Source organism: Williamsia sp. MIQD14, assembly GCF_051025635.1.
In the GTDB taxonomy this organism is placed as follows: Bacteria; Actinomycetota; Actinomycetes; order Mycobacteriales; family Mycobacteriaceae; genus Williamsia_A.
On sequence record NZ_JBPFDG010000005.1, the window covers coordinates 164362 to 177488 of the forward strand.

Genomic DNA, 13127 nt, shown 5'->3' on the forward strand with positions numbered 1-13127 from the left:
AGGTCAGTACACGTCGCGCACGTATCGCTTGTCGGCGGCGAGGGCTTTCACATAGGCCTCGGCGCTGTGCGGGGCCAGGCGTCCGTACTGGGCCACCACGCCCTTCAGGGCCGCGTCGACGTCGCGGGCCATCCGTGTCGCGTCACCGCACACGAAGATCGACGCGCCCCGGTGCAGCCAGTCCCACATCTCGGCGCCGTGCTCGCGCATCCGGTCCTGCACGTAGACCTTGTCGGCCTGATCGCGTGAGAACGCGACGTCGAGTCGCGTCAGCACACCGTCGTCGAGCATCGTCGCCAGGTCGTCGCGGTAGTAGAAATCCGTGGCCTCGTGTTGCTCGCCGAAGAACAGCCAGTTGGGGCCGGTGTGGCCCCGTGCGCGCCGCTCCTGCAGGAACGCGCGGAAGGGCGCCACCCCGGTCCCCGGGCCGATCATGATCATCGGGGTGTCCGGGTCGGCGGGTGGACGGAAGTGGGTCGACTTCTGGACGAAGATCCCGATCTCGTCGTCGTCGGCGTGATCGGCGAGATAGGTAGAACACACGCCTCGGCGGGGTGTCCCGTGCAGGTTGTGGCGTACCGCCGACACCGTCAGCTGTACCTCGTCGGGATGGTCGAGGGGGCTCGACGAGATCGAGTAGAGCCGGGGCTGCATCGGTTTCAGCACGGCCAGCCACTCGTGGACATGCGCCCGCACCGGGTACGCGGCCAGCAGGTCGAGTGACTGCCTGCCCCACGTCCAGTCGTTCAGTCGATCGCGGTTCTCGGGCAGCATCATGGCCTCGAGGTCCACGTCGCCTGAGCGGCGCACCACGAAGCGCAGCAGGTCGGGGGTGATGCGGGCGATCTCGAGATCGTCGCGCAGCGCGTTGCGCAGGGGCCGCGGTGCATCGCCGGCGAGATCGACCGGGGTGTCGCCGTCGAGCCCCGTGAGCGTCAACCATTCGTCGACCAGGTGCGCGCTGTTGCGGGGCCACACGCCCAGGGCGTCGCCGGTCTCGTAGCTCAGGGTGTCGGGTGGGAGGTGAAAACCGAACTGCCGGACGTCTTTCGCCGATCCGGCACCCGAGAGCGGGGTGTTGCGGACGAGGCGTGTGCGCAGCGGTGACCGCCTGCTGTATCCGACGGACTCGGGTGCCGCGGGCGTCGGGGCGATCGGAGCGGACGGGGCCGGTGCGGCGGGCGCGAGGCGCGCGCTGACCGTGCGCAGCCAGCCTGTGGCGGTGTTCTCGAACTCGGGCTCACAATCGGCGCGGTCGGCGATGCGGTCGGCGCCGAGTTCGGCGAGCCGTGCGTCGAGTTTGCGGCCGTGGCCGCAGAAGTCGTCGTAGTTGGAGTCGCCGAACGCGAGTACCGAATACCGCACGCCGCGGAGGTCGGGCGCGTCCGGCGCGGTCACCTGATCCCAGAACGCGGCGCCGTTGTCGGGGGCGTCACCGTCTCCGGTGGTGCTGGTGATCATCAGAGCAGCGTCGTGGTGGGCGAGGTCGGCGACGGAGAAGTCGTCCATGGTGCGCAGGGTCACCCCGACGCCGGTGTCGGCGAGGTGGGCCGCGGCGGTGGCCGCGAACTCCTCCGCGGTTCCCGTCTGCGAGGCGCACAACACCACCGCCGTCGTCGTCGGCGTCGACCCGGCGTCGGGGTCGTCAACAGAGGTGTCGGACGGACCTGTGCGCGAGTAGATCCCGGCGAGGACACCGGCGACATATGCGCGTGCCGGGGGCGAGAGCGGCGCGTCGGCCGGAACGGCCGGTACTCCCCCGGTCGGGGCGTCACCGACCGGCGCGGCCTGCAGACCCGCGACGAGGCCGGCGACCCAGTTCCGTTCGGCGGCGGTCAATTCGACGATGTCCGACGTCGAGACCCCGAGGGCCCGACCGATCGGGCCCATCGCATCGGTGGTCTGTGGAGCCGGGGCCCCGCCGGGAGCAGGCACGACCGCCGCCGCTCCCACCCGGACGAGCCGTACCGCGCACGCCTTGAACTCGGGTTGCTGCGACACCGGATCGACGGCGTCGTTGGTGACGGCGTTGATGGCGAGGTCCTCACCGAACACGTCGTTCCAGTGGAACGGCGCGAAGCACCCACCCGGTCGGACGCGGTCGCTGAGCGTCGCGGGAAGGACGGCGGAGCCGCGACGCGAGGAGATCTCGACCCGATCGCCCGACGAGATGCCCAGGGACGCGGCGTCGTCGGGGTGGATCTCGACGAACGGCCCCGGGTTCAGTTTTGTCAACTTCGCCACCCGGCCGGTCTTGGTCATCGTGTGCCACTGGTGCGGAAGCCGCCCGGTGTTGAGGACGAACGGATGGTCGTCGTCGGGCATCTCCGCGGGATCCATGGCCGGGCGGGCGAAGAACTGGGCCCGACCGTTCGGGGTGGCGAAGGCCAGGCGGGGCGTGGACCCGTCGGGTCGGGTCAGCAGGGTCTGGCTGACGCCGTCGTTGACGTAGCGGATCGGGTGGCGTGGCTGTGTGGACCCCGGAGGGCAGGGCCATTGGGTCGGGGTCTCGCGCAGGCGTTCGTAGGTGACACCCCGCAGGTCGTATCCCGTCTTGGGGTTCGCGAAACCGACGATCTCGTCGAACACCTCCTCCGCGGAGGCGAAGTCGAACGCGTCGCCGTAACCCATTTCTCGCGCCATGAGCGCGATGAGCTGCCAGTCGGGCAGACAGTCGCCGGGTGCGGGCACGCCGGGCCGGAACAGGGTGAGTGTCCGCTCGGAATTGACCATCACTCCCTCGGACTCGGTCCACGACGTCGCGGGCAACACGACATCGGCGTAGGCATTGGTCTCGGTGTCGACGAACGTGTCCTGGGTGACGACCAACTCGGCGCGCTCGAGACCGGCGATCACCGTCGACCGGTTCGCCACGCTGGCAACGGGATTGGTGCAGATGATCCAGCAGGCCTTGATCTCGCCGTCGGCCATCCGGGAGAACATGTCGATCGTGCCCGCGCCCGCCTCGGTGCGCAGCGATCCCGCAGGCAGATCCCATGCGTTCTCGACGAACTCGCGATCGGCGTCGACGAGGACACTGCGCTGACCGGGCAGCCCCGGTCCCATGTAACCCATCTCGCGACCGCCCATTGCATTGGGCTGGCCGGTGAGCGAGAACGGTCCACTGCCGGTGCGGCAGATCGCACCGGTCGCGAGATGCAGGTTGCACAGCGCGTTGGTGTTCCACGTCCCATGGGTCGACTGGTTGAGGCCCATGGTCCAGCAGCTCATCCAGTCGTCGGCCTCGGCGATCCACTGCGCGGCGGTGCGCAGATCGGACTCGGCGATGTCGCACTTCCTGCTCACCACGGCCGGGGTGTAGTCGGCGAGGAAGTCGACCATCTGATCCCAGCCGTCGGTGAACTCGGCGATGAAGTCGTGATCGACCGCGTCGGCCTCGACGAGCAGGTGCAGCAGCCCGTTCATCAGCCACAGATCGGTGCCGGGGGTGATCTGCAGGTGCAGGTCGGCCTTGTCGGCGGTCGCGGTGCGGCGCGGGTCGACCACGATGAGCCGGGCACCGGACTTGATGCGGTCGAGCATCCGCAGATGCAGGATCGGGTGGCAGTCGGCCATGTTGGCGCCGCTCACGAAGAACAGGTCGGCGTGGTCGAAGTCGTCGTAGGAGCCGGGCGGTCCGTCGGCGCCGAGCGACTGCTTGTACCCGGTGCCGGCGCTGGCCATGCACAGTCGGGAGTTCGACTCGATGTACGCGGTCCGCAGGTAGCCCTTCGCGAGCTTGGTCGCGAGGTACTGCGCCTCGAGCGACATCTGCCCCGAGACGTAGATCGCGACCGCGTCGGGGCCGTGTTCGTCGACGATGGACCGCATCCGACCCGCGGCGAGTGCGATGGCGTCGGTCGTGGCGGTCGGAACCGGCGCGCTGCCGCGTTCGGCGCGGACCAGTGCGGTGTGCAGGCGTCCGGGTGCGGCGAGCATGTCGGCGGTGGTGGCGCCCTTCGTGCACAGGCGCCCGGCGTTGCTGGGATGTGCGGTGTCCCCCGAGGTCTTGGTGACGACGTCGACGCCGTCGGGACCGCTGCCGATCTGCAGGACCATGCCGCACCCCACACCGCAGTACGCGCACAGGGATCTGACCATGACCCCATGGTGTCGGCGCGGTCTCTCGCACCGATTACCCCGCTGTGTGTCGGAGGTGACGATCTCCTCACCGTCGCGCCCGCGCGGGGGTGAGCGCGTCCGCGGCCCCGATGGAGTTCGGCTAGTCTCCGGGGAGTGACCGATCACGAATTCGGGTTGCGTACCCGAGCGATTCACGCGGGGGCTCGCGTCGACCCGCACACCGGTGCCCGAGCCATCCCGATCTATCAGACCGCGAGCTACGTCTTCGCCGACTCCGACGATGCGGGTGACCTGTTCGCCCTGCAGAAGTACGGCAACATCTACAGCCGCATCGGCAATCCGACGGTCGCCGCGTTCGAGGAGCGGATGGCCAGCCTGGAGGGTGGGATCGGTGCGGTCGCGACCGCCAGCGGTCTGTCGGCCGAGTTCGCCGTCTTCGCGACGCTGGCCGGCGCGGGCGACCACATCGTCGCCGCGGCCGGTCTGTACGGCGGCACCGTGACCCAACTCGACGTGACCCTGCGTCGCTTCGGGATCGAGACGACGTTCGTCGGCGGCACCGACCCCGCCGACTACGCCGCGGCGATCACCGATCGCACCAAGCTCGTCTACGCCGAGGTGATCGGCAACCCGTCGGGCGAGATCGCCGACCTCGAGGGACTCGCGGCGGTGGCCCATGAGCACGGGCTCCCCCTCGTCGTCGACTCCACCATGGCCACGCCGTGGCTGTGCCGCCCGATCGAACACGGGGCCGACATCGTCGTGCATTCCGCGACAAAGTTCCTGGGCGGGCACGGCACCACCCTCGGCGGTGTGATCGTCGAATCCGGCCGGTTCGACTGGGGTTCGGGCCGATTCCCGGCCATGACCGAGCCGGTCGCCTCCTACGGCGGGCTCACCTGGTGGGGGAACTTCGGTGAGTACGGATTCCTCACCAAGGTCCGCAGTGAGCAGGTCCGTGACCTCGGGGCGAGCCTCGCCCCGACCTCGGCGTTCCAGCTGATCCAGGGCATCGAGACGCTGCCGCAGCGCATGGACGCGCACATGTCCAATGCGCGCGCCGTCGCCGAATGGCTCGACGCCGATCCCCGCGTCACCTACGTGCGCTGGGCGGGGCTCCCCGATCACCCGCACGCGCAACGCGCTGCGAAGTACCTCCCGGCCGGTCCGGGTGCGGTGTTCGCGTTCGGCATCACCGGCGGTCGCGACGCCGGTCGCGCCTTCGTCGAGAACGTGCGCCTCGCCAGCCACGTGGCGAACATCGGCGACGTGCGGACCCTCGTGATCCACCCCGGCAGCACCACACACCGGCAGCTCACCGCCGAACAACTCGAGGCCGCCGGCGTCCCCGACGACCTCATCCGCATCAGTGTCGGCATCGAGGACATCGAGGACATCCTCTGGGATCTCGATCAGGCGCTGGCTGCGGCGACCGCGACCGCCGAGGAGGCGACCACCGATGCCTGACACCGACAGCGGGACCAGGACCTGGGTGGGCCCCACGGCGGCACAGCGACGGGCCATCCTGACCGGGACACGGACCATCGCGATCGTCGGTGCCTCGAAGAATCCCGCGCGCGCCAGCTACTTCGTGAACAAGTACCTGTCGTCGACCTCGGACTACACCGTCTGGCTGGTCAACCCCACGATCGACGACATTGAGGGCACCACGGTGTACCCGACGCTCGCCGATCTGCCCGGCACCCCCGACCTCGTCGACGTGTTCCGCAGACACGACGACCTGCCGCAGGTGGCCGATGAGGCGATCGCCGTCGGCGCCAAGACGCTGTGGTTGCAGCTGGGTCTGTGGCACGAAGACGTCGCGCACCGGGCGGAGGAGGCCGGACTGCAGGTGGTGATGGACCGCTGCATCAAGATCGAACACGCCCGTTTCCACGGCGGTCTGCACCTCGCCGGGTTCGACACCGGCGTCATCGACTCGCGTCGTCGGTCAGGTCTCTGACCGGGTGATCCACCCCGTACTGCCAGTATGGGGAGTGTGACCCGCAACGACGCCACCACGCCCACGACCGACGACTCGGTCGACGGTTATCTCCCCATCGCCGATCACGGTGTGATCGGTGATCTGCGCACCGCGGCCCTGGTCGGCATCGACGGTCGTATCGACTGGTTCTGCTGTCCCCGATTCGACTCACCGAGCGTCTTCGGTTCGCTCCTCGACTCGTCGAAGGGTGGATCGTGGGATGTGTCGATGGTCGACGGCCTGGTCTCGACGAAGCAGTTCTACCTGCCCGACTCGAACGTCCTCGTCACCCGCTTCATGAGCGAGGACGGCGTCGCCGAGGTACAGGACCTCATGCCGCTGGCGAAGCCGCGCGATCCCGATCACCGCACCCGGATCGTGCGCCGCGTCGAATGCGTCCGCGGGCGCGTCACCATGACCATGCGACTCGACCCCGCCTTCGACTACGGGCGCGCCGAGCACACGGCGTCGGCTGTCGACGACACCCACGTCACGCTGTCCGGTGGTGACCTGACGCTGTACCTCGCGTCGGATGCACCCATGGAGGTCGACGACGGTGTCGTGACCTCCCGCGTCCGACTCGGTGTCGGTGAGGCGGCGACCTACACCCTCGGCGCCGACGAGATCCCCGACGACGAAAGCGATTCCGAGGCGTCGGAACTCATCATCCACGGCACGGTGCGATTCTGGCAGTCGTGGCTCGCGCAGTCGAACTACACCGGCCGCTGGCGCGAGATGGTGCACCGCTCGGCCCTGGCGCTGAAGCTGATGACGCACGAGCCGACCGGTGCCATCGTCGCCTCGGTCACCACCGCGCTGCCCGAGGAGATCGGCGGTGAACGCAACTGGGACTACCGCTACGTCTGGATCCGCGATGCGGCGTTCTCGCTCTACGGACTCCTGCGTCTCGGTTTCAACGACGAGGCGGCCGCGTTCATGGGCTGGCTCACAAGACGTTTCAGCGACGGCGGCGACTCCGACGGCCGCCCGCTACGCCTGATGTACACCATCGACGGTGACTCGCCACCCGACGAGAAGCCGCTCGAGCACTGGGAGGGCTACCGCGGATCGACCCCGGTCAACGTCGGCAATGGTGCGACCAATCAGATGCAACTCGACATCTACGGCGAGCTGATCGACTCGGTGTACCTGTTCAACAAGTACGGACCCGGTATCTCGTGGAACTCGTGGAATCAGTTGTGCGGGGTGATGTCCTGGCTGGTCGACAACTGGGACCAGTCCGACGAGAGTATCTGGGAGGTCCGCTCGGAGTCGCAGAACTTCGTGTACTCGCGCCTCATGTGTTGGGTCGCGTTCGAGCGCATGATCCGGATGAGTCGCCAGCGCGGTCTGCCGGGCGATGTGGCGACCTGGATGAAGACCCGTGACGAGATCTTCGACCAGATCATGACCAAGGGCTGGAACGAATCCCGGCAGTCGTTCACGCAGACCTTCGAATCCGACCGACTCGACGCGTCGCTGCTGCTCATCCCCGCGGTCAAGCTGCTCTCCCCCACCGATCCGCGATTCCTCGCGACGCTGGAGGCCATCGAGGGACAGTTGGTGAGCGATTCGCTGGTGTTCCGTTATGACGCAAGCGATCACGACGACGGTCTGAGCGGCACCGAGGGCACCTTCTCCCTCTGTTCGTTCTGGTACGTCGAGGCATTGACGCGCGTCGGTCGCCGCGCCGACGCCCGCCTGGCCATGGAGAAGATGTTCACCCACGCCAACCATCTCGGCCTCTACGCCGAGCAGGTCGGGCTGACCGGTGAGCAACTCGGCAACTTCCCCCAGGCCTTCACCCACCTCGCCCTGATCAGCGCTGCCTACAACCTCGATCGCGAACTCGGGGTGTGAGGGGCGGTCGGGCGAGGTGGTCGCCAAGACGTCGGTGGCGGTGAACGGTGTGACGGCCGGTGGTGTGCCGGTCGTCGAGCGCGACTTCTTCATCGAGGAGTTCCGGGGCGTCACGATCGTGGTCGCCCTACCCGTGATGACCGCGGATGCCCTGACGGCGATGACGCGCACGATCAGCGAGTTCGCTCCGGGCGACACCCGTTTCGTGTTCGTGGTCCCGGTTGACCGTGTTGCGAGAGCAGCGGAGGCGATCGGCGGTCTGGTCGTGGAAGGGTCGACGGAGTGGGACGAAGAGACCATCGCCCGCCTGTGGCTCGCAATTGCGGACTCACATCGCGTCGTGGTCGGCGCAGAGCGCGCTGCTGTCGCACGTACCGCGGGTTCGGTGACGGCGAGTGTCCGGGCGTCGAAGATGGTGCTCACCGATTCCGGCGGCGGGTGGGGTGACCCGCCACGGAGTTTCGCGGACATCGACTCGCACCGAGATCGTCTCGTCGCATATCTCGCCCGGCGTGGGCTCGATGATTTCGTCCCCGCCGCGCAGGAGGCGCTGGCCGGTGGCGCGTACAGCGTGAACCTCTGCCGAGCCGAGGATCTCGAATTCGAGCTGTTGACCTTCGACGGCCGTGGAACCGTGTTGACGCAGGGGCGGTACCTACACCTGGCCTCGTTACAGGTCGATGACTTCCCCGCGATCGAGCATCTTGTGGCCCAGGGTGTGCGTGAAGGAGTTCTCAAGCGGCGCAGCAGGATCGAGATCGCCAGGATGGCTGTTGGCGGGCTCGGGGCCCGGGTGCTGCGCACTGGACACCTCGCCGGCATCGTTGGGCTCGAGGTGGACCGCTACGCCGGGACCGGGTTCGGCGAGGTGTCCGGTCTGATCACCGTCGCAGAGTTCTCCGGCCTCGGCGCCGGTGGTCTGCTCGTCGATGGACTGTCGGCGATGTGCCGAGACCGTGGCCTCACCACACTCTTCGCGGTGACCGTCAGTACCGATGCCGCCCAGTTCTTCCTCCGGCGGGGTTTCGGCGAGGTCGGGCGTGACGTGGTGCCCGCGGCGAAGTGGGACGGCTATGACGCCGACCGCCTGCAGATCGCCCGGTGTTTCGCGAAGTCGGTGTCGATCTGAGCGAGCCATGCCGTCGCGATAGGCCGCCGCGAACCGTTCGAACCGGGCGCGGTCGGGGAAGTGGCCGACCCCGGTTTACTTCCCGACGTTCGGTCCGGCGAACTCGATGCTCGTCACGCCGAGACGGTGGCGGGGTCCGATGAACGCCGGGTGACCGCGTGGTCATGGCAGCGATCCGATTCGACGTCGACCGCTGCGGTATCGGTCGACTCCGGCCATGCTGGGGTGATGAACAGGAACGAACTGACCGACATCATCGCCGCGCGCCGCATCGAAGAGGGGGTGAGTTGGCAGGACCTCGCCGATGCCGTGGAGCGACCGGTCGTGTGGACCACGGCGGCGTTGTTGGGCCAGCACCCCATTCCTCGCCCCGAGGCGGAGGTCCTCGTGGAGAAGCTCGGGCTGCCCGCCGAGGCGGTCGCGGTGTTGGGCACGGTTCCGACCCGGGGTACCGATCGTGATGTGGCGGTGAACGATCCGACCATCTATCGCCTGTACGAGGCGCTGGCCGTCTACGGGCCCGCGCTCAAGGAGCTGATCCACGAGAAGTTCGGCGACGGCATCATGAGCGCCATCAACTTCAGCCTCGACATCGACAAGGTGCCGCACGAACTCGGCGATCGGGTGGTGATCACCTTCGACGGCAAGTTCCTGCCGTACGACTGGGTCAGCGGGCGCTGACGAACCAGCCCACCGGGTCGGCCAACTCGTCGGCGGCGTGCGGTCCCATCGACCCGGGCGCGTAGGACTGCACCGCGGGCGGGTTGTCGAGCAACGGTGCCGCGACCTCCCACACGTGGGCGAGACCGTCGGGGCGGGTGAACAGCGAGCGATCGCCGTCGAGCACGTCGTAGAGCAACCGCGAATACGGCGACAGGCCACCGCCGTTGGTCTCGATGGTGCTCAACGGCAGCTCCATGTGTGCCACCGACAGCTTTTCACCGGGGCCGGGGGTCTTGACGGTGAGCGTGATGTCGATCTCGCCGTCACCGGAGAGGTCGAAGGTCAGCGCCGCGCCGTCGGCGGGCAGGTGCGTGACCGGACCGTCCTCGGGACGACGGAACACCAGCGTCACCCGCTGCGCGGAGACGCCGAGCATCTTCCCGGTACGCAGCACGAACGGGACGTCGCGCCAGCGGTCGGTGTCGACCCACATCCGTGCGGCCACATAGGTGTCGGTGCTGGAATCGTCGGCGATCCCCTCGGTGTCGCGGTAACCGTCGTACTGACCGAGCACCACCTCGTCGGCGTCGATGGGGCGGAACGCCGCGATCACCGATTCCCGGGCGGTCTGCAGGTCGTCGGCGCGCAGGCTCAGCGGCGGCTCCATGGCCACCTCGGCGGCCACCTGGAACAGGTGGGTGACGAGCATGTCCAACACCGCGCCGGTGGCGTCGTAGAACTCCGCGCGATCGTCGATGTCGAGGGTCTCGGGGATGTCGATCTGGACCTGCTCGACGTGTTCGCGGTTCCACAGACCGGCGAACATGCCGTTGGCGAAACGGATGATGTGCAGGTTCTGGGTGCTCTCCTTGCCGAGGAAGTGGTCGATCCGATAGACCTGCTTCTCGTCGAACACCTCGTGCACCGCGACGTCGAGTTCCTCGAACGACTTCTGCGAGGTGCCGAACGGCTTCTCGTAGACCACGCGCGCGCCCTCGTCGAGTCCGTGCTCGCCGAGCGCCTTCGTGTAATCGGTGAACGTCGCCGGCGGCAGCGCGATGTAGTGCACGAGCTGGACGTCGTCGCCGCTGAAATCGTCCTCGTTGCGGATCTCGTCGATCACATCGGGGAGCTGCCCGGGATCGTCGACCGTGAATCCCCCACCGGCGAAACGGAGATTCTTCGCGAACGCGTCCCAGTGATCGTCGGTGCCATCGGCGAATTCGGTCAGCGCGTCGGCGACGTGCTGCCGGAACTCGTCGTCGGTGCGCTTGCCGCGACCGTTGCCGACGAGCTTCCACCGCGTCGGCAGGAGCTCCCGCTGGGCGAGTTCGTAGAAGGCGGGCAGCACCATGCGTTTCGCGAGATCGCCGGTGGCGCCGAACAAGACGAAGACCGTGGGAGTGTCGCTCCCTGAGGTGGTGTCGGGCATGGCTCCACTATGCCCCACGCGCGACGGTGGGTGCCGGGCAGCGCCGGGCCGGGTGGACCCGCTCAGCGCCGCGTGAGGACGAACACCGGGATGGTCCGGTCGGTGCGTTGTTCGTAGAGACGGAAATTCGGCCACACGTCGAGGAGTTCGGCCCACAGGGCGGGTCGGTCGTCGCCCGCCTCCCGCCACGACACCGCGATCGGGGTGCCGTCGACGACGATCTCGGCGGAGTCGGTGGCGCGGAGGTTGTACACCCACGTCGGCGTCTTCGGATTGCCGAAATACGAGCCGGCGATCAGCCATTCGTCGGCGCTGCGCGGCGCGCACAGCAGGGGTGTCGATCGCAGGACACCGCTCTTGCGGCCCGGCACCCGCAGCAGGAGATTCGGGAGCCCCGCGATGTCGAGGAGGCTGACCCGCCCGTGGGTCACCCGTTGGAGGCGACTGTCGGTCTTCTCGATCAGCGGCAGCGCCTTCGGCATCCAACCGATCGCGCCGATGCGGACGGCGAGTGGAGTGAGCAGACCCATGGACTCGACGGTAGTCGGCCCGCCCCCGCGGAACCGACGGCCCCGGCTAACCCGATCGGTGGGTGTCCGCGACCGGACGCGGTACGCGCGCGGGCTGCTGCTGGAACTCCATGAGCAGCCGCGCGACGGCGTCGGGGACCTCGACCTGTGGGAAGTGGCCGACGCCCGGCAGGATCTCGAGTCGGCTCGCCGGCATCGCCTCGTGTGCGGCGTGGGCGTGCTCGACCGGGATGATCACGTCGTCGTCACCCCAGACGAGAAGGGTCGGCATGCCCTCGTTGAGGTGCAGCTTGCCCATCGCGCTGACCGCCTGACCGCGGTGGTCGACGACTGCGCGCAGGGTGCGCAGGAACGCCGCACGTGTCTCGCGATCGCCCAGGGAGCGGTGTGCGCGCCACATCTCGTTGGCACGCGGCGCGCGCAGCCCACGCTCCCCCAGCCACGAGGCCACCTTGTTGCCCGCGGTGATCACCGGCGCCGCGGCGATGACGGGCATCAGCAGCTCGGCACCGGGGGCGGCGAGCAGACGCAGCGTCCAGCTGACGTCGGGGCCGAGGCCGCCGCTACTGATCAACGCCAGACGTTGGCAGTACTCGGGGTGCTGGTAGCTGAACTGCATGGCGACGCCACCGCCGAGCGACTGGCCGACGACCGTCACGCGGTCGATTGCGAGTTCGTCGAGGAGATCACGCAGCCAGGCCGCGAACGAGCCCAGCGAGTAGTCCCCACGGGGCTTGCCGGATGCGCCGTGACCGGGCAGGTCGGGGGCCAGCACGCGATAGCGCTTCGCCAGCACCGGGATCACGTCGCGCCACGTGGCCGAACTGCCGGCCATACCGTGGATCAGGAGGATGACCTCGCCGTGGCCGACGTCGCGATAGGCGGCGGGCTCACCGTTGATGGTGACCGTCGACAGGGCGGTCATGAGCGCAGGGCGGCGAGGTTGTCGACCGACCGTCGCACGTCGGATTCGATCACGCGGGCGACCAACGAGCCGACCGGGCCGCTGAGCAGGCCGCCGCTGAGTGTCGCGGTGAGGTCGAACCGCGAGCCGGAGTCGACCGAGGCGACCGTCATCGACAGATCGATCTTCACCCCGCCCCGACCGGTGCCCCGCAGACCGATACGTTCGGGTTCGTCGTAGGTCGTGACCGTCCAGCTGATCACGTTGCGGAAGCCCTTCACCTTGATGAGCGACTTCACCGCGGTGCCCTTCTCGATCCGGCTGGGCACCTCCGACCGCCACCCTCCGAAGATCGTCAGCCATTCGTCGAAACGGCCCAGGTCCGATGCGAGCGCCCAGGCGTCGGCCGGGGACAGGTCGGAATCGACCGTCACGGTCACACTTGCCACAGTGGGTGTCCTTCGCGTCCGGTGCGGCAGCGCGTACCGCCGCCTCTGCCGCCGACGCTACCGGTGAACTCCGGCCGCGGTCTCCCCACCACC

At 68.3% G+C, this 13127-nt stretch carries 10 protein-coding genes; 5 read left to right on the forward strand and 5 right to left on the reverse strand.

Annotated elements, in window-relative coordinates; all coding sequences use genetic code 11:
• Positions 1–3: 3 nt before the first annotated feature.
• Positions 4–4101, reverse strand: coding sequence for a molybdopterin-dependent oxidoreductase (locus tag ACQ7HM_RS18230; protein ID WP_434217665.1), 4098 nt, complete (start codon positions 4099–4101; stop codon positions 4–6).
• Between the two features lie 135 nt (positions 4102–4236).
• On the opposite strand from ACQ7HM_RS18230, the gene ACQ7HM_RS18235 reads away from it, so the two are divergent.
• From ACQ7HM_RS18235 to cynS, 5 genes are all read left to right on the forward strand, one after another.
• Positions 4237–5550, forward strand: coding sequence for an O-acetylhomoserine aminocarboxypropyltransferase/cysteine synthase family protein (locus ACQ7HM_RS18235; RefSeq protein WP_434217666.1), 1314 nt, complete (start codon positions 4237–4239; stop codon positions 5548–5550).
• Positions 5543–6046 (forward strand): CoA-binding protein, encoded by a 504-nt coding sequence (locus tag ACQ7HM_RS18240; RefSeq protein WP_434217667.1) that lies wholly within the window; start codon positions 5543–5545, stop codon positions 6044–6046. Before ACQ7HM_RS18235 ends, ACQ7HM_RS18240 begins: the two co-directional genes overlap by 8 nt.
• Positions 6047–6082: 36 nt before the next feature.
• Positions 6083–7927: a glycoside hydrolase family 15 protein gene (locus ACQ7HM_RS18245; protein WP_434217668.1), complete on the forward strand. Its 1845-nt coding sequence runs from the start codon at positions 6083–6085 to the stop codon at positions 7925–7927.
• A gap of 16 nt (positions 7928–7943) precedes the next feature.
• Complete coding sequence (locus ACQ7HM_RS18250) at positions 7944–9056, forward strand: GNAT family N-acetyltransferase (protein ID WP_434217669.1); 1113 nt, start codon at positions 7944–7946, stop codon at positions 9054–9056.
• Positions 9057–9284: 228 nt separating this feature from the next.
• Entirely contained in the window at positions 9285–9737 is a 453-nt protein-coding gene (cynS, locus tag ACQ7HM_RS18255; protein WP_434217670.1) for a cyanase, read from the forward strand.
• On the opposite strand, the gene ACQ7HM_RS18260 is transcribed toward cynS, so the two are convergent.
• The 4 genes from ACQ7HM_RS18260 to ACQ7HM_RS18275 all read right to left on the reverse strand — a co-directional run bounded on the left by ACQ7HM_RS18260 (position 9724) and on the right by ACQ7HM_RS18275 (position 13034).
• Entirely contained in the window at positions 9724–11151 is a 1428-nt protein-coding gene (locus ACQ7HM_RS18260; RefSeq protein ID WP_434217671.1) for a glucose-6-phosphate dehydrogenase, read from the reverse strand. The genes cynS and ACQ7HM_RS18260 overlap by 14 nt on opposite strands.
• A gap of 62 nt (positions 11152–11213) precedes the next feature.
• Positions 11214–11681 carry a nitroreductase/quinone reductase family protein gene (locus ACQ7HM_RS18265; RefSeq protein ID WP_434217672.1) on the reverse strand — a complete coding sequence of 156 codons (468 nt, stop codon included), beginning with the start codon at positions 11679–11681 and terminating at the stop codon, positions 11214–11216.
• Between the two features lie 46 nt (positions 11682–11727).
• The gene (locus ACQ7HM_RS18270) at positions 11728–12606 is read right to left on the reverse strand and encodes an alpha/beta fold hydrolase (RefSeq protein WP_434217673.1); all 879 of its coding nucleotides are present in this window, start codon (positions 12604–12606) and stop codon (positions 11728–11730) included.
• Complete coding sequence (locus ACQ7HM_RS18275; RefSeq protein ID WP_434217674.1) at positions 12603–13034, reverse strand: type II toxin-antitoxin system Rv0910 family toxin; 432 nt, start codon at positions 13032–13034, stop codon at positions 12603–12605. Before ACQ7HM_RS18275 ends, ACQ7HM_RS18270 begins: the two co-directional genes overlap by 4 nt.
• Positions 13035–13127: the final 93 nt, after the last annotated feature.

Bases quoted from the DNA above. Each gene is read 5' to 3' on its own strand.
- ACQ7HM_RS18270 (WP_434217673.1), bottom strand. From the start codon at position 12,606: ATGACCGCCCTGTCGACGGTCACCATCAACGGTGAGCCCGCCGCCTAT.
- ACQ7HM_RS18265 (WP_434217672.1), bottom strand. From the start codon at position 11,681: ATGGGTCTGCTCACTCCACTCGCCGTCCGCATCGGCGCGATCGGTTGG.
- cynS (WP_434217670.1), top strand. From the start codon at position 9,285: ATGAACAGGAACGAACTGACCGACATCATCGCCGCGCGCCGCATCGAA.
- ACQ7HM_RS18260 (WP_434217671.1), bottom strand. From the start codon at position 11,151: ATGCCCGACACCACCTCAGGGAGCGACACTCCCACGGTCTTCGTCTTG.
- ACQ7HM_RS18240 (WP_434217667.1), top strand. From the start codon at position 5,543: ATGCCTGACACCGACAGCGGGACCAGGACCTGGGTGGGCCCCACGGCG.
- ACQ7HM_RS18230 (WP_434217665.1), bottom strand. From the start codon at position 4,101: ATGGTCAGATCCCTGTGCGCGTACTGCGGTGTGGGGTGCGGCATGGTC.